Raw genomic sequence first — 16450 nt, forward strand, 5'->3', positions numbered from 1 at the left:
GCGCAGCAACCGCCTACCGCGTGCCACTGCAGCCATCCGAGCGGAGACGTCATGGAACTGAGCAATCAACTTCACACCGATACCGGCTGGGAATTCTACGAGCGCACCTTTGATCCGCAACAGGTGGTGACCACCGGCAGCAATTTCATGATCGGCAATGGCTATCTGGGGTATCGGGGCACGCTGGCCGAGTGGGATGCCGAACAGCATGTGGCCTGTGTGGTGGCGGACACCTGGGATACTGCCGAGCCGGGCCGACTGACCGAGCTCTGCAATGTGCCCAATCCGCTGTATTTTCAGGTGCGGGTGGGCGACGAGACCCTGTCGGCCTTTGCCGGTGCAACGACTGATTACGCGCGCGCCATGGACCTGCGCTGTGGCCTGTTCTCGCGTCGTTCCACCTGGCAGGGTCGTGCGCCGGGTGCCATCACCATTGAAGAGGAAAAATTTGCCAGCTATGACGATATCCACCTGCTGGCCATGCGCTATCGGGTGACGGCGCAGCAGGACACCGAAATCAGTGTGCTGACGGGCATCGATGGCCGCGTCTGGAGCATCAGCGGCGAGCATTTTCGCCATACCGAGGCCCATACCCTGGGCGACGCTGCGGACCTGATTGCCATGGATGTGGTGACGGTGGAAGAGGGCACCCTGATCCGGGTGGCCGAAGGGTTGAACATTACCGGCAGCGTGCCGGTGCATGCCAGCGTGCGCGAGGTGGAGCGCCGGGTACTGCGCGAGATGACCTTCCGGTTGCGCGCCGGTGACACAATCACCTTCGAGAAATTCGCCAGCGTACAGCACAGCAATGGCGTGGCAGACTCGCAGGCCGGTGCCTTGGCCTGCGTGGAACGGGCACGGGACCAGGGCTTCGAAGCGCTGCTGGCGGCGCATCGCCAGTGCTGGGAACGCATGTGGGCGGTCAGCGACATCCGCATCGAGGGTGACCTGGAATCACAGCTGCTGGCGCGCTTCAATGTGTTCCACAACATCATTCACACGCCGTCGCATGCCCGCCTGCCGGTGGGGGCCAGGGGGCTGTCCTGTCAGGTCTATCAGGGGGCTGCGTTCTGGGACCAGGAAACCTTCAACCTGCCCATGTACCTGTACACCCAGCCCGAGCTGGCGCGCCACCTGCTGGAGTACCGCTACGACACCCTGGACGGTGCCCGGCGCAAGGCCGAGCGCCTGGGTTACAGCGGTGCCTTCTATGCCTGGACCAGTGGCAAGACTGGCGATGAGCTGTTTCCGGATTTCTTCTTTACCGATGTGCTGACCGGCCGCCCGATCCGCAACCACTTCAATTGCTGGCAGATCCATATCTCGCCGGATATCACCTATGCGCTCTGGCTCTATTATGACGCCACCGGTGACTGGGACTTCATCGAGCGCTGCGGCGCCGAGATCGCCTTCGAGATCGCGCGCTTTATCGGTTCCCGGGTGCACCTGCGGGTGGATCTGGACCGCTATGAGCTGATCCGTCTGCTGGGGCCGGACGAGTACCACGAGAATGTCGACAACAATGCCTACACCCTCTATCTGAGCCACTTTGCCGTGGACCGGGCGCTGGTGCTGTACGAGCAGATGCAGCAGCGGGCGCCGGAGCAACTGCGGGCACTGCGCGCGCGCATCGGTCTGACCGACGAGGAACTGAGCTACTGGCGGGATATTTTGCACCGGCTCTATCTGCCGCAGCCGGATGCCGACACCGGCCTGATCGAGCAGTTCGACGGCTTCTTCGGGCTCGAAGACACCACCCCGGCCGAGTTGCGCCAAAGGCTGATCGACCCCGGCGAGTACTGGGGCTGGCCCAATGGTGTTGCCGTGCACGCCCAGGTGCTGAAGCAGGCCGATCTGCTGCAGCTGTTTGCCCTGCTTGATGATTTCTCGCCCGCGGTGATGCGGGCCAACTACGAATACTATGAGCCGCGCACCGAGCATGGCTCCTCTCTGAGCCCGTCAGTGCATGCACTGATCGCCACCAAGGCCGGCCTGCAGGACGAAGCCTGGCGCTATTTCATGGAGGCCGCCACCATCGACCTGTACAGCCGCAGCAAGAAGGTGATGAGTGGGGGTTCCTTTCTGGGTGGCATTCACACGGCCGCCTGCGGCGGCATCTGGCAGGTGATCGTGCGCGGCTTCGCCGGCTTCGAGATTCATGACGGTGCGCTGCATTTCGCGCCGCATCTGCCGGCGCGCTGGCAGCAGTTCAGTTTTCCGCTGGCCTTCCGCGACAACCATCTGGAGGTGACCATAGACGCAGGCGGGGTAACCGTCAGCGCTGCCGCGGCCAACCAAGCCGCCGTGCCTGTTGTCGTGGGTCAGCAGCAGCTCGACGTCACCCCGGGCAGCACCGAAACGCTGTTCGCCTGAACCCTCCTTCGGCGTTCAGTCGCGGTCGATGAAACGCTGGCGCACGCTGTCGTTGATGGTGGCCACCGGCACGATAATGCCGATTTCGAGCGCATCCCCGAAGTCGGCATCAAGGACGGTCTGACCGCACCAGATCTGGTTCGACAGCGCCATGTAGGACTGCATGACCGGTGGTATGCGCTCGCCTGCGGCGGCCATGAGTTCGCGCAGCCGAGCAATTCTGTTTTCGGGTGTATCATCAGCGCCTGGTGCCACCGCCGCCGGTACCGGTGAGTTGTCCTCTGCAGGCTGATAGCCCAGGCCCTGGCGTGCCGCCAACAGGGGTGTCCCGGGGCCATAGTGGTGTTCAAGCCAGCGGATCAGCAGATCCCGCGCCGAACTCTGCATGCTCTGGTACAGAGACACATTGCCGAAAAAGTACCGGCACTCTGGGTGAGTTCGCAGCAGGGCGCCAAGCCCGGCCCAGATGGCAAAAAAGCCCAGGCTCTGCCGGCGCGCGGCTCGGTTGACCACCGAACGCCCCAGTTCAATGGCGAATGGCAGCATCACCTCCCGGAACTCGGGGCTGTAGTCGAACAGGGTGCGCGTGCGCAGGCAGCCATCGCCGAAGGTGGCGGCTCTGGCCCCCAGTTGATAGCGGTACAGGGCGACAATCTCCTGCTGCTGCGGGTCCCAGGCGAGCAGCTGTCCATAGCAGCCCGGTCCCCGGTCCAGTGCATCCAGATCCAGCGGCTCGCCCCGGCCCGCACCGACGGCCTGAAAGCCAATCTCGCGCAGGCGCCCGATGGCGCGCAGTGTGTGTGGACATTCGTCACCGTAGAAGCTGTGTATTTCCAGTGAGCGCATGTGCGTCAGGGGCTGGCGGGAGCCCAGTTCCGCCGCAACCTCGGCGACTGCGGGCAGCCAGGGGTCGGTTGCAGTCTCGCTGGGTCGGGGGCTGGCGAGTGTGGTGGTCATGGGGTCACCTCCTGTTGGGCGTTGCCATGCTGGTGTGGTTTGGTGCGGGTGTCGGCGGCCAGGCTGTCGTAGCGCCGGCGCAGCCAGTGCAGGCGCTCGCTATCGGTGGCGCCGGCTTCGAGCAGGGTGGCGGGGTCTATGGGCGAGCCCGCCGTCAGGCTGTACTGCCGACAGGACGGATTGAGGAAATCCCGTGACAGCCACAGCATTTCCAGATTCAGCGCCAGGCCCAGACGCCGGCGCAGGGCGGCTGTCAGGTTGAAACGGCGCGAGTGGTGGCCCTCGATATGCACCGGCACCAGAGTCCGGCCATATTCACGGGCCAGGGTGACCGGCATGCGTTGCCAGGGAAATTCCTCTACCCGGCGGTCCTGCGTGCGCCCGGTTCGACCGGCGGGAAATACCAGCAGTGCCGCGTCGCCGGCGAATGCCGACTTCAGGTTAAGCGTGGACCAGCGACTGCGCCGATAGCGGTCCACCGGCACCAGGAAGGGGCGCATCTGCGGAATGCTCATCAACGCATCCGTGACGACCACCCTGACCTCGTCGTAGTGTTGCAGCAGCCAGTCCAGCATCAGCACACCGTCAAAACCGCCGGTGGGGTGGTTGGCCACAAATACCGGTCTCGATTTCGGCGCTGGCAATGGCCGCGACATCGGCCGCGTCTGCGCAGAGACCCCCAGATGGACCCGCACGGCGCCGGGGAAGGCGCGGCAGGGTGTATGCCGAAACTGCTGCAGGCCCGTGTTCAGGGCCCGCTCGTTCACCACCCAGCGCAGCAGCGGCATTGCCCAGCGGGGCAGGCGCTGGTAGAGCGCCGGATTCTTCTCCGCCAGCAGGGCACATACGTCGATGGGGCCTGTACCGCGTGCAGCGGGAGCATCTGTCGGGGTTGTCTGCACGCGTCGTTGGTGGCGTAATGTGGAGGGATGCACACCGAATGAGGCGGGGACTTCGACATCTGACAGTGTTGCCAGATGGCCGATCAGCGCCAGGTGATGCACCGTATGGCTGGACAGGAAGGCCAGTTCGCGCTCTGGCGAAGAAGGCAGCGGCAGGTTCAGCGGGTCTGCTGCCGCGTCTGTGGCCGGGTCCAGATCGGCGTCGCAGGGGTAGGCGACAGTCAGGTGCTCAGGCAGAGTGCTTGCACCAAGGCGCCTGAGCCTGTTCTGCAGGCTGGCCAGAGCCTCCCGGCCGACCGCCACTGACTGTTCCGGTCTGCGGTCTCGATGGCGTTGCTCATAATCGAGCGGGACGGTGCGATGGCTGGGGTCGTGCAGAGCCGCCAGCAGGCAGTGGTAGTGGGCCAGCACATGCCGTACATGGCGACCTATGGTCTGGTCACCGGCCTCGGGTGGCGCGTACTCGGAATCACGGAGGCGGTCGAGCAGGCTGGCCAGCTGTTGCAGAAACACCAGGTTTTCTTCGATCAGTGGGCTGCACCGCATTCGGGGCATGACAACAGGTCCTGTAATATGGGTATCATGTCAGGTGTGACAGAGTCCGGCCTCGAAAGTTCCGCGCTGTGGTCCACAGGGAAGTGCCGGTAAGCGTTGCCGGGGTCTGGGCGAAAGATTTTTGTCGTGTAGGCAGCATGGAAGCGTCAGAGAATGTAAAAACAAAGTTCTTGCTTTGTTTTGCACGCCTCTGGACTACACTCGTAATAGAAAGCCCGATACGGGCTTTGCTGAAGGCAGCAGGGATGGAGGTGCACGCCAGTCAGGCAACCTCGCCACAGAAAGGTTGCCCGTCGCGCCCCTTACTATTCGCGCGCAACGTCGAACTCAGGGCCCTGTTCACCGGCCCACCCAAGGGACTGCAACGTACCTCCTTCAGGATGGTCCGAGATCACATGTTGATCCGACGTCATCCAATGCCTAACTCGATTTGGTCAGGTCAACTCAGGGGTTCGTATGGATATCTTCAATCATTTCAAAAGCCGCTATGAGGCCAGAAAACACGAAGAATATTCGCTGCAGGAGTATCTGGAGCTCTGCAAGGAGGACCCGATGGCCTACTCCACAGCACCGGAACGGATGCTGAAGGCCATTGGCGAGCCCGAGGTCATTGATACCTCCAGAGACTCTCGGCTGAGCCGGATCTTCAGCAACAAGGTCATCAAGCGTTACCCGGCTTTCGATGATTTCTACGGCATGGAAGAGCCCATCGAACAGGTGGTCAGCTACTTCAAGCATGCGGCTCAGGGACTGGAAGAGAAGAAACAGATTCTGTACCTGCTGGGCCCGGTGGGCGGCGGCAAGTCCTCGCTTGCCGAGCGGCTGAAGCTGCTGATGCAGCATGTACCCTTTTACGCCATCAAGGGCTCGCCGGTATTCGAAAGCCCGCTCAATCTGTTTGATCCGCTGGAAGATGCCGACATCCTGCAGGAACGGTTCGGCATTCCGCCGCGCTATGTGCGCGGCATCATGTCGCCCTGGGCCATCAAGCGTCTGCACGAGTATGGCGGTGACATTTCGCAGTTCCGGGTGGTCAAGCTGTATCCGTCCATTGTCGATCAGATTGCCATTGCCAAGACCGAACCCGGCGACGAGAACAACCAGGACATTTCGTCTCTGGTGGGCAAGGTGGACATCCGCCAGCTGGAAGAATTTCCGCAGCATGACCCGGATGCCTATGCCTTCTCCGGCGCGCTGTGCAAGGCCAACCAGGGTCTGATGGAGTTCGTGGAGATGTTCAAGGCACCGCTCAAGGTGCTGCATCCGCTGCTGACAGCAACCCAGGAAGGCAACTACAACGCCACCGAGGGCATGTCGGCTATACCGTTCAGCGGTACCATCATGGCGCACTCGAACGAATCCGAGTGGCATACCTTCAAGAACAACCGCAACAACGAAGCCTTCCTGGACCGCATCTATATCGTCAAGGTGCCTTATTGCCTGCGCGTAACCGAGGAGGTCCAGATCTATCGCAAGCTGCTGGAAAACTCTTCTCTGCGCGAGTCGCCCTGTGCCCCGGACACTCTGCGCATGCTGGCCCAGTTCAGCGTGCTGTCACGCCTGAAAGAGCCGGAAAACTCGAGTATCTACAGCAAGATGCGGGTCTATGACGGTGAGAGCCTGAAGGATACCGATCCCAAGGCCAAGTCCATTCAGGAATACCGTGATGCGGCCGGAGTCGACGAGGGCATGACCGGGTTGTCGACCCGTTTTGCCTTCAAGATTCTGTCCAAGGTGTTCAACTTCGATGCCTCGGAAGTGGCGGCCAACCCGGTACATCTGCTCTATGTGCTGGAAGAGCAGATCGAGCAGGCCCAGTTCCCGCAGGAAGTGCACGACCAGTACATCACCTTCCTGAAAGAGTATCTGGCGCCGGATTATGTCGAGTTCATCGGCAAGGAGATTCAGACGGCCTATCTGGAATCCTATTCCGAATATGGCCAGAACATCTTTGACCGCTATGTCACCTATGCCGACTTCTGGATTCAGGATCAGGAATACCGTGACCCGGAAACCGGCGAGATGCTGGACCGCCAGGCGCTCAACGAAGAGCTGGAGAAAACCGAAAAGCCGGCCGGCATCAGCAACCCCAAGGACTTCCGCAACGAGATCGTGAATTTCGTGTTGCGGGCCCGGGCCAACAACAACGGCGAAAATCCGAACTGGCAGAGCTACGAGAAGCTGCGCGCCGTGATCGAGAAGAAGATGTTCTCCAACACCGAGGACCTGTTGCCGGTCATTTCGTTCAATCCGAAGTCCTCCAAGGAAGACCAGAAAAAGCACAAGGACTTTGTGGACCGGATGGTGGATCGCGGTTATACCGAGAAGCAGGTGCGGCTGCTCTCCGAATGGTATCTGCGGGTGCGCAAGTACCAGTGACCCGAGGCGCTGGTGGTGCCAGTGCCGGGGCAGTGTCGGGGTGTTGAAGACCGTTCAGCGGCATGGACGCCGCTGTCGAGCCCCCAGGGATGGGTATACGGCGTGTCTGAAACAGCTCGGCACTGACACAGGCACCTGCGTCGGGGTTTGCGCTGGCAGCCATGGTGAAGACGGCGGGACAGGCAGAACAGACAGGTAACCAAAGAGGTCACCATGATCAACAGCTATGTGATTGATCGCAGACTGAATGGCAAAAACAAGAGTGCCGTCAACCGGCGGCGCTTTCTCGACCGTTACCGCAAGCACGTCAAGGCGGCGGTGAACAATGCCGTCAACAAGCGATCCATTACCGACATGGAAAAGGGCGAGTCGATCAGCATCCCGGGCAAGGACCTGCATGAGCCCGTGGTTGGTCACGGCCAGGGCGGTAACCGGGAATTGGTGCATCCCGGCAACCGGGAGTTCGTCGAGGGTGACCGTATTCGCAAGCCGCAGGCCGGCCAGGGGCAGGGCAAGGGCAACCAGGCCAGCAAGGATGGCGAAGGCTTGGACGACTTCACCTTCTACATCAGTCAGGACGAATTTCTGGAGTTTCTGTTCGATGACCTGGCGCTGCCGAACATGGTGCGCAAGGACCTGAAAAAGTCGCAGGAATTCGAGCGCCACCGCGCCGGCTACAGTACCGAGGGCGTGCCGGCCAACATCAATGTGGTGCGCTCACTGAAAAACGCCCATGCTCGTCGTATCGCGCTGGGTGGCAGCAAGAAGCGTCGGCTGCGAGAGATTGAAGCCCAACTGGCAAAGATGAAGGGCACCAGCGAAACCACCGAGCGCAAGCGCAGCAAGCTGGAAGCCGAGGCCGCCGAACTGCGGCTGAAACTGCGCAAGCTGCCGTTTATCGACGACTTTGATCTGCGCTACAACCGCCACGAGCAGCACCCGGTGCCTTCCAGTGCGGCCGTCATGTTCTGCCTGATGGACGTTTCGGGCTCCATGACCCAGAACACCAAGGACATCGCCAAGCGGTTTTTCCTGCTGCTGTATCTGTTTCTGCGCCGCAACTACCAGACCATCGAAGTGGTCTTTATTCGTCACCACACCAGTGCCAAGGAAGTGGACGAAGAAGAGTTTTTCTACAGCCGGGAGACCGGTGGCACCATAGTGTCCTCCGCGCTGCGGCTGATGCAGGACATCATCCGTGATCGCTATCCTACTGCAGCCTGGAATATCTACGCCGCACAGGCCTCGGACGGCGACAACTGGGGCGATGATTCGCCGGTCTGCAGGGAACTGCTGATGAACGAGATCATGCCCAAGGTCAACTACTACTCCTATATCGAGATCAGCCCGCGCGACCATCAGGATCTCTGGTACGCCTACGAGGATGTACAGGCCCAGTACCGTGAAGCATTTGCCATGGCACAGATTCTGGATCAGGCCGAGATCTACCCGGTGTTCCGCGAACTGTTCCAGAGGAGAGAAGCCGCATGACTGTATCATCAACTCGACCGGGGGCTGGGGCTGACCGGCCGCGCGCCAGAGAACCCATTTCTCGGGGTTCCGACTGGGATTTCGAGCTGATCCGGGAATATGACCGGCATATCGCCGAGATAGCCGCCGATTTCGGGCTCGATACCTATCCCAACCAGATCGAGGTGATCAGTTCCGAACAGATGATGGATGCCTACAGTTCGGTAGGCATGCCGCTGGGCTACCATCACTGGTCCTACGGCAAGCAGTTTCTGCAGACGCAGCAGGGGTATCAGCGCGGGCAGATGGGGTTGGCCTATGAGATCGTGATCAACTCCAACCCCTGCATTGCCTACCTGATGGAAGAGAACACCATCACCATGCAGGCGCTGGTAATTGCGCATGCCTGCTACGGGCACAATTCCTTTTTCAAGAACAACTACCTGTTTCGCTCCTGGACCGACGCTTCCGCCATCATCGACTATCTGGTGTTTGCACGCGAGTACGTCACTCGCTGTGAACAGAAATACGGTGTCGAAGCAGTGGAACAGGTGCTGGACAGTTGCCATGCCATTCAGAATTATGGTGTTGACCGCTACAAGCGCCCGTCACCGATCTCTGCTGCCGAGGAGGCCAACCGACAGGCAGAGCGCGAGGAGTACCTGCAGCAGCAGCTGAATCTGCTGTGGCGTACCATTCCGGTGTCGGAGGAGAAACAGCAGCAGCGCGAACGGCGTCGCTTCCCGCAGGAACCGCAGGAAAACCTGCTCTACTTCATTGAAAAGCACGCCCCCATCATGCCGACCTGGCAGCGGGAAATTGTGCGTATCGTGCGCAAGATGGCGCAGTATTTCTATCCGCAGCGCCAGACCCAGGTCATGAACGAAGGCTGGGCCACCTTCTGGCACTACACCATCATGAACGAGCTCTATGATCGTGGCCTGGTCACCGACGGCTTTATGATGGAGTTCCTCGACAACCATGCCAAGGTGGTCTTTCAGCCGCCGTTTGATGCTCCCTACTATTCCGGCATCAACCCCTATGCGCTGGGTTTTGCCATGTTCCGGGACCTGCGCCGCATCTGCGAAGACCCGGATGACGAAGACCGCGAGTGGTTTCCGGATATTGCCGGCAGTGACTGGCTGAAAACCCTGCATTTCGCCATGGAGAACTTCAAGGACGAGAGCTTTATCCAGCAGTATCTGTCACCCAGGGTGATTCGTGATTTCCACTTCTTCGCCATTTTCGACCAGGAAGAGTCGCTGGAGTATGAAGTGGCTGCGATCCATGATGGTCGGGGCTATCAACGCATTCGTCAGATGCTGGGCAATCAGTACAACCTGGCCAGCCGCGAGCCCAATCTGCAGGTTGTAGACGTCGACGTGGAAGGCGACCGCTCCCTGACGCTGCACCATGTGCGCGACAACAACAAGCCGCTGAACGAGGATGCCGACGAGGTTCTGAAACACCTGCGGCGGCTGTGGAGTTTCGATGTGCACCTGTATTCCTTTGACAATGAGCAGGTCATCAAGGAATACCACTGCACCGAAGAAGGCCTGCATCACGGTGCCGAAGGCGAAGACCCGCAGAAATTCCTCTGATCCCGGCTGCTCTGCTGCGGTAGGAGGTGCCAATTTGGTATATTGAATACCGGATTGGCGCCTTCTTGATGCATCATGCCTTCAGTTATACCTATTATTGGGTATAATCAGGATGCTGTTTGTCTGATATCTCAGTACATCCGAGGTTATTCCGTTGCAACTGACCCGCTTCTCCGACTATGCACTGCGCACGCTGATCTACGTAGCCCTGCGCCGCGATCAGTTGTCCACCATTGCCGATGTGGCCGATACCTATGATATTTCGCGCAATCATCTGATGAAGGTCGCCAACCGGCTGGTGTCCCGTGGTTACCTGGATGGCGTGCGCGGCAAGAATGGCGGCCTGCGCCTGAAAGTACCGGCGGACCAGATTGTGCTCGGCCGACTGGTGCGGGAAATGGAACCCGACATGAATCTTGTCGAGTGCTTTCAGGAGAACTGTGAATGCCGCCTGCAGCATGCCTGTTCGCTGGCGGGTGTGCTCAATGAGGCTCTGCAGGCCTTTCTGGCCGTGCTGGACCGCTACACCCTGGCCGATATTCTGCACAACGAACAGCAACTGGCCCGCCTGCTGGCGATTCGCATACCCACCGTTGCCGCCTGAAGGGGCACGACCTGCAGGCTGTGGCCCTTGGCCACGCATGGTGCCAATCGCGCGCGGGGTATACGCTTCTCAACCCGCTTTCCCGTCCGGCCGGGGTGCGGTGAGAATCGGCATATAGGCCACCAGAAACAGCACAAAGGCCAGCATCCAGAACACGCCAGCGGCAATCAGCCCGGTGCCATAACCCAACTGCGGCAGCAGCAGTGTCTGCAGTCTGGCGATCAGCGCCGCCAGCATCACCAGATAGATCGCCAGTCCCAGTACCGGCAGCCTGAGTGGCCGGCCGGTATGGCCCAGTCCCACCCGGGTCATGACCCCGACAAACAATATGCCCATGGCCCCCAGACCGATCAGGTGATACCAGAGCGACAGTGGCCAGTTGAACCACACCAGGGCACCCCGAGCCACCAGTGACAGCGCCAGGCAGAGATACCCCAGATGCAGAATCCACAACAGCGGTTCACCGGCCACCCGCCAGCCGCGCCATAGCCACAGACGGGCCAGGTGCAGGGCGCCGGCCGCAAGTCCGAGCACGCCTATCAGCAGGGGCTCAGCGCCGCCCAGATCGGCCACGGCCAACAGCACCAGCACCGCCAGCGCACTCCAGTCCAGCGCTGGCAGCCGCCGGACATCGTCAAAGCGGCGTCCGTGCATGCGCAACCAGTTGGACGAGAATGCGGGGGTAATGCGTCCGGCAATCACCGACATCAGAAGCAGCAGTACATAGAGACTCAGCCCGGTGCCGACCTGCACCAGCGTCCATTGCCAGTTCAGGCTGCCATGGACCATCAGACCACTGGCTCCGCCGAGCAGGCAGAGTATCAGCGGCATGGGAATGTTGCGCGTGTTGCGGGCGCGGACCAGATCCCGCGTCGCCAGACCAGCGACCACAAGATAGAACAATGGCGTCGCCAGCCATACCCATACTGCCGGCAGACCGGCCGATACCAGGCCCGTCAGGCGACCGGCCAGCCACAGGCCGAACAGGGCGCCCAGCGCCCAGCCCCTGATGGCGGGTATGCCGGTCCAGTTGGCCAGCGCTGTGAGCAGAAAGCCGGCAATCATGGCGCTGGTCACCCCGTGAATCATCTCATGCGCGTGCCAGTGAATGGCCGGCTGAGCCAGGGGCAGTTGCAGGGCACCCTGATAGGCCAGCAACCAGAGGATCACTACCAGAGCCGCCCACAGCGACCCGACCACAAAGAAGATCCGGAACGGATAGGCAAACAGCCAGAACAGGCGTCTGAGCGCGGGGTTTGATGGTTCGTTCATGTTAGTCTCCAGCCAGGTAAATCAGCCAGCTCTGCGGGTTCCAGCTACGAGCCACGCCCACAATGTAGGCGAAGGTCGCCAGCGCCAGCACAAAGAAGAAGGTTTTCCAGATCAGATTGGGTGCCCGTTTCAGCGCCAGGGTGCCGAAGAGGATATAGAGCACCAGACCCAGCACCTTGGCGGTGAGCCAGTCATGCACAAAGGGGTACTGGCTGATGGCAACGGCGAGAATGATGCCGCTGAGCAGAAAGGCGGTATCGATCATGTGTGGCAGGCGCCGGGTCAGGGCATGATTGAACCAGGCTGACCCTCGGGCCATCCAGAACCAGCGCAACATGAAGCTGCTCAGGCTGAGCAGGGCCAGAGCGATATGCAGGTATTTCAGTGGCAGGTACCAACTCATCGGCATCAGGCTCCTTATAAAGATGCAGTCATGATACATCATTAAAAAGAGGTATTGGCCCTGCATTAATTGACCTGCATCAATAAGTCCAGCAACTGCTGAAGACATACTGTCCCCTGAAAAATGATGCTTTATGCAGTCCAATTCAGGAGGGCCGCCATGCGCCGCAATGCCGATATTCATACCTGGGAGATCGAAGACCCGGGATTCTGGGAAAAGGAAGGCAAAGCCGTTGCCAACCGCAATCTGTGGATCTCCATACCCAGTCTGCTGCTGGGTTTCGCGGTCTGGATGATGTGGGGCATGATCACCACCCAGATGCAGAATCTGGGCTTTCCGTTTTCGGTAGGGGAGCTGTTCACGCTGACCGCACTGGCCGGCCTCTCCGGCGCCACGCTGCGCATCCCCGCCTCCTTCATGATCCGCATCGCCGGCGGGCGCAATACGGTTTTTCTGACCACGGCCCTGTTGATGGTGCCGGCCTTCGGAACCGGGGTGGCGTTGATGAACCCGGACACCCCGTTGTGGGTCTTTCAGGCGCTGGCGCTGCTGTCCGGTATCGGCGGCGGCAACTTCGCCGCCTCCATGAGCAACATCAGCACCTTCTTTCCGAAAAAGCAGCAGGGCTATGCCCTGGGCATGAATGCCGGTCTGGGCAATTTCGGTGTGACCACCATGCAGGTCCTGATTCCACTGGTCATGACCGTGGGCCTGTTCGGCGCCATTGCCGGGGGCTCCATGGAATTGCAGAGTGCCAGCGGCACCCTGATCGGCCGCATTGAGGCCGGCACCGAGACCTGGATTCAGAATGCCGGGTTTATCTGGTTGGTGTTCCTGATTCCGCTGGCCATTCTGGGCTGGTTCGGCATGAATAATCTGCGCCCAATCACGCCTGATCCGGGTACACCAGTACAGGCCTTCGGCAAGATTATGGGGCTGTATGCCGTGGGTGGTGTGACCAGCATCATCGGTATGCTGGCGCTGGTCTGGCTCAACATGTGGGTGGCCGTGCCGCTGACCATCCTGCTGACGCTGTTTGCGCTGCGCATGATCCCCGGTGCCATCAAGCCGAACATCCAGAAGCAGTTCGCCATCTTCTCCAACAAGCACACCTGGTCCATGACCGTGCTCTATATCCTGACCTTCGGCTCTTTTATCGGCTTCTCGGCCGCGCTGCCGCTGTCCATCAATGTCATCTTCGGCAGCATGATGGAAGTCGGCGCCGACGGCAGCATGACCCGGGTGGCCAACCCGGATGCCCCCAGTGCCCTGACCTGGGCCTGGATCGGGCCCTTTGTCGGCGCCCTGATCCGTCCGATCGGCGGCTGGATCTCCGACAAGGTGGGCGGCTCCATCGTCACCCAGGTCATATCGGTGATCATGGTCTTTGCCTCTGCCATCACCGGCTGGATCATGATGCAGGCTTACAACTCGACTGACCCGAACAGCCTGTTCCCGATCTTCATGATCCTGTTTGTGATTCTGTTCGCCGCCAGCGGCATCGGTAATGGCTCCACCTTCCGCACCATCGGCGTGATTTTCGATCAGCACCAGAAGGGCCCGGTGCTCGGCTGGACCTCAGCTGTTGCAGCCTATGGCGCTTTCATTGCGCCGAATCTGATGGGTGCGCAGATTGAAGCTGGCACCCCGGAACTCGCCATGTACGGTTTTGCTGTCTTCTATGCGCTCTGCCTGATCGTCAACTGGTGGTTCTACCTGCGCAAGAACGCCTACGTCAAAAACCCCTGAAGAACAAACGGTCGCCTGCTTTCCGGCAGGCGACCCTGCCAAGGAGACACTGATCATGAACATCATGCTGGCCTATGACGGTTCCCGTAACGCCAAGCTGGGTCTGGCCCAGACCATCAGCATGTTTCGCAAGCTGGATCCGCACCTGCGCCTGGTAGCCGTGGCCGAGAACCCGCGCGACATCACCGATGCCAACGAGGACATGTTCCAGGAGGAGTTCAGGGAACTCGAACAGTTCCTGGACGAGGCACTGGCGTTTGCAAAGAACGAGGGCGTCAAGGCGGAGAAGGTGCTGGTGGAGGGTGATGCCCGCAAGATGCTGTGGCGCGCCACGCAGAAATACGAGCCAGACCTGCTGGTTATCGCCAGACACAGTCATCAGCCGGACGGCGGCATTATTGCCAACTCCCTGACCTATTTCGTGGATGAGCTGGACTACATGACCTTCGGCAGCGTCAGTTCCTTTCTGGCGCGCCGGGTTGAATGCCCGCTGCTCATCCTGCCGAGCCCCTGATATGTACGCGGGCTTGAGCACACCGATTTCATTTCCTCACCTTCGGAGGCCGACATGAAAGTCGCTGACGTTTTCCGGTTCAGAAATGCCGAGATCAAGGCACTGCATCTGACCTGGATTGCATTCTTTATCACCTTCTATGTCTGGTTCAACATGGCACCGCTGGCCACCAGCATGCTGCGCAGCATGGACTGGCTGACCCAGGACGACATCCGCCTGTTTGCCATCGTCAATGTGGCGCTGACCATCCCAGCGCGCATTATCGTGGGCATGGCGCTGGACCGCTTCGGCCCCCGCCGGGTGTTTTCTGTTCTGATGATCCTGATGTCGATCCCGGCGCTGACGTTCGCCTTCGGCAACACCATGACGCAACTGTTGGTGTCACGCCTGATACTGAGCTCCATCGGCGCGAGTTTCGTGGTCGGTATCCACATGACGGCCCTCTGGTTCAAGCCCAAGGACATCGGCTTTGCCGAAGGCTTCTACGCCGGCTGGGGCAACTTCGGCTCCGCCGCTGCGGCCATGACGCTGCCCACCATCGCCCTGACCCTGTATGGCGGCGACGACGGCTGGCGCTGGGCCATTGGCCAGAGTGCCTTTGTCATGGCTGGCTATGGTGTCTACTACTGGTTTGCCATCACCGATGGACCGGACGAGAAAGCCCACCGCAAGCCCCGCAAGGCGATGGCACTGGAAGTCAGCACCTGGAACGATCTGATCAAGCTGATTCTGTGGACCATTCCCATGATCGGGGTGCTGGCCATACTGGTCTGGCGCATCGAGAACATGGGCTATATCACGCCCATGGGTGCCCTGATCTGCTATGCCGCCATTGCGGCCGTGGTGATCTATCAGGTGGTGCAGATTCTGCGCGTCAATGTGCCGCTGCTCAAGAAGGGCGTACCGGAAGACGACAAGTATCCGTTCAACAGTGTGGCGGCGCTGAACAGCACCTACTTTGCGAATTTTGGCGCCGAACTGGCCGTGGTGTCGATGCTGCCCATGTTCTTCGAACAGACCTGGGGGCTGGGCGCGGCGGCTGCCGGCATGATCGCCGCCTCGTTCGCCTTCGTGAATCTGATAGCCCGGCCCATGGGCGGCATGGTATCCGACCGTATGGGCAATCGGCGTTTCGTGATGCTGAGCTACATGTTCGGTATCGGTATCGGCTTTGTGCTGATGGGGCTGCTGAACTCGTCCTGGCCGCTGATCATCGCTATTGCCATCACCATGTTTACGTCCTTCTTCGTGCAGGGCGCGGAAGGCGCCACCTTCGGCATCATCCCGTCGATCAAGCGTCGTCTGACCGGCCAGATCTCCGGCATGGCCGGGGCCTACGGCAATGTGGGGGCGGTGGTGTACCTGTTCATCTTCACTTTTGTCACCCCGACCCAGTTCTTTTTCATCATTGCCGGCGGCGCCTTTGCCAGTTGGGTGATCTGCCTGATCTGGCTCAAGGAGCCTGAATCCGGCTTTGCCGATGAATATTACATCTCGTCGGTGGATCGGCAGATTGCAGAGCAGGACGTCAAGGCCCAGGGGTGACCTGTGCTGCCTCCTCGGAACCGGGCGACGCTGATTCGAGTCGCCTGCCGGGTACATGCACTGTGAGACCGTTTGCGGCCAGGGATGGCCGTAACCGAGCTGTCAGGGATGACGTTTTTTGCGTGT

General features: G+C 60.3%; 12 protein-coding genes. 8 read left to right on the top strand and 4 right to left on the bottom strand.

Annotated features, from left to right (window positions below):
- Window positions 1–51 precede the first annotated feature (51 nt).
- Complete coding sequence (locus tag E4656_RS11655) at window positions 52–2373, top strand: glycosyl hydrolase family 65 domain-containing protein (RefSeq protein ID WP_135483451.1); 2322 nt, start codon at window positions 52–54, stop codon at window positions 2371–2373.
- 15 nt (window positions 2374–2388) lie between these two features.
- On the opposite strand, the gene E4656_RS11660 is transcribed toward E4656_RS11655, so the two are convergent.
- Window positions 2389–3330, bottom strand: coding sequence for a GNAT family N-acetyltransferase (locus E4656_RS11660; protein WP_135483452.1), 942 nt, complete (start codon window positions 3328–3330; stop codon window positions 2389–2391).
- Window positions 3327–4787, bottom strand: coding sequence for a 1-acyl-sn-glycerol-3-phosphate acyltransferase (locus E4656_RS11665; RefSeq protein ID WP_135483453.1), 1461 nt, complete (start codon window positions 4785–4787; stop codon window positions 3327–3329). The genes E4656_RS11660 and E4656_RS11665 overlap by 4 nt, the downstream gene beginning before the upstream one ends.
- A gap of 456 nt (window positions 4788–5243) precedes the next feature.
- Between E4656_RS11665 and E4656_RS11670 the strand changes: the two genes are divergently transcribed.
- The 4 genes from E4656_RS11670 to E4656_RS11685 all read left to right on the top strand — a co-directional run bounded on the left by E4656_RS11670 (window position 5244) and on the right by E4656_RS11685 (window position 10841).
- Window positions 5244–7166: a PrkA family serine protein kinase gene (locus tag E4656_RS11670; protein WP_135483454.1), complete on the top strand. Its 1923-nt coding sequence runs from the start codon at window positions 5244–5246 to the stop codon at window positions 7164–7166.
- Between the two features lie 213 nt (window positions 7167–7379).
- On the top strand, window positions 7380–8657 hold the full coding sequence (locus tag E4656_RS11675) for a YeaH/YhbH family protein (protein ID WP_135483455.1): 1278 nt from the start codon (window positions 7380–7382) through the stop codon (window positions 8655–8657).
- Window positions 8654–10237 carry a SpoVR family protein gene (locus E4656_RS11680; protein WP_135483456.1) on the top strand — a complete coding sequence of 528 codons (1584 nt, stop codon included), beginning with the start codon at window positions 8654–8656 and terminating at the stop codon, window positions 10235–10237. Before E4656_RS11675 ends, E4656_RS11680 begins: the two co-directional genes overlap by 4 nt.
- A 154-nt stretch (window positions 10238–10391) precedes the next feature.
- The gene (locus tag E4656_RS11685; protein WP_135483457.1) at window positions 10392–10841 is read left to right on the top strand and encodes an Rrf2 family transcriptional regulator; all 450 of its coding nucleotides are present in this window, start codon (window positions 10392–10394) and stop codon (window positions 10839–10841) included.
- 69 nt (window positions 10842–10910) lie between these two features.
- On the opposite strand, the gene E4656_RS11690 is transcribed toward E4656_RS11685, so the two are convergent.
- Window positions 10911–12113, bottom strand: a complete 1203-nt coding sequence (locus E4656_RS11690) for an NnrS family protein (RefSeq protein WP_135483458.1) — start codon at window positions 12111–12113, stop codon at window positions 10911–10913.
- A gap of 1 nt (window position 12114) precedes the next feature.
- A complete protein-coding gene (locus E4656_RS11695) occupies window positions 12115–12516 on the bottom strand; it encodes a SirB2 family protein (protein WP_135483459.1) in 402 nt (133 codons plus the stop codon).
- Window positions 12517–12675: 159 nt separating this feature from the next.
- On the opposite strand from E4656_RS11695, the gene E4656_RS11700 reads away from it, so the two are divergent.
- Genes E4656_RS11700 through E4656_RS11710 form a run of 3 tightly spaced genes read left to right on the top strand, consistent with a single transcriptional unit; the run spans window position 12676 to window position 16324 of the window.
- Window positions 12676–14265, top strand: a complete 1590-nt coding sequence (locus E4656_RS11700; RefSeq protein ID WP_135483460.1) for an MFS transporter — start codon at window positions 12676–12678, stop codon at window positions 14263–14265.
- A 55-nt stretch (window positions 14266–14320) separates the two neighbouring features.
- Entirely contained in the window at window positions 14321–14779 is a 459-nt protein-coding gene (locus E4656_RS11705; RefSeq protein ID WP_135483461.1) for a universal stress protein, read from the top strand.
- Window positions 14780–14833: 54 nt separating this feature from the next.
- Window positions 14834–16324, top strand: a complete 1491-nt coding sequence (locus tag E4656_RS11710; RefSeq protein WP_135483462.1) for an MFS transporter — start codon at window positions 14834–14836, stop codon at window positions 16322–16324.
- Window positions 16325–16450 lie beyond the last annotated feature (126 nt).

The organism is Natronospirillum operosum (genome assembly GCF_004768465.1).
Lineage (GTDB): Bacteria > Pseudomonadota > Gammaproteobacteria > Pseudomonadales > Natronospirillaceae > Natronospirillum > Natronospirillum operosum.

Excerpts from the sequence above, each read along its gene's own strand:
- E4656_RS11660 (WP_135483452.1), bottom strand. The coding sequence starts at position 3,330 with ATGACCACCACACTCGCCAGCCCCCGACCCAGCGAGACTGCAACCGAC.
- E4656_RS11655 (WP_135483451.1), top strand. The coding sequence starts at position 52 with ATGGAACTGAGCAATCAACTTCACACCGATACCGGCTGGGAATTCTAC.
- E4656_RS11675 (WP_135483455.1), top strand. The coding sequence starts at position 7,380 with ATGATCAACAGCTATGTGATTGATCGCAGACTGAATGGCAAAAACAAG.
- E4656_RS11705 (WP_135483461.1), top strand. The coding sequence starts at position 14,321 with ATGAACATCATGCTGGCCTATGACGGTTCCCGTAACGCCAAGCTGGGT.
- E4656_RS11690 (WP_135483458.1), bottom strand. The coding sequence starts at position 12,113 with ATGAACGAACCATCAAACCCCGCGCTCAGACGCCTGTTCTGGCTGTTT.
- E4656_RS11710 (WP_135483462.1), top strand. The coding sequence starts at position 14,834 with ATGAAAGTCGCTGACGTTTTCCGGTTCAGAAATGCCGAGATCAAGGCA.
- E4656_RS11665 (WP_135483453.1), bottom strand. The coding sequence starts at position 4,787 with ATGCCCCGAATGCGGTGCAGCCCACTGATCGAAGAAAACCTGGTGTTT.
- E4656_RS11695 (WP_135483459.1), bottom strand. The coding sequence starts at position 12,516 with ATGAGTTGGTACCTGCCACTGAAATACCTGCATATCGCTCTGGCCCTG.
- E4656_RS11670 (WP_135483454.1), top strand. The coding sequence starts at position 5,244 with ATGGATATCTTCAATCATTTCAAAAGCCGCTATGAGGCCAGAAAACAC.
- E4656_RS11680 (WP_135483456.1), top strand. The coding sequence starts at position 8,654 with ATGACTGTATCATCAACTCGACCGGGGGCTGGGGCTGACCGGCCGCGC.
- E4656_RS11700 (WP_135483460.1), top strand. The coding sequence starts at position 12,676 with ATGCGCCGCAATGCCGATATTCATACCTGGGAGATCGAAGACCCGGGA.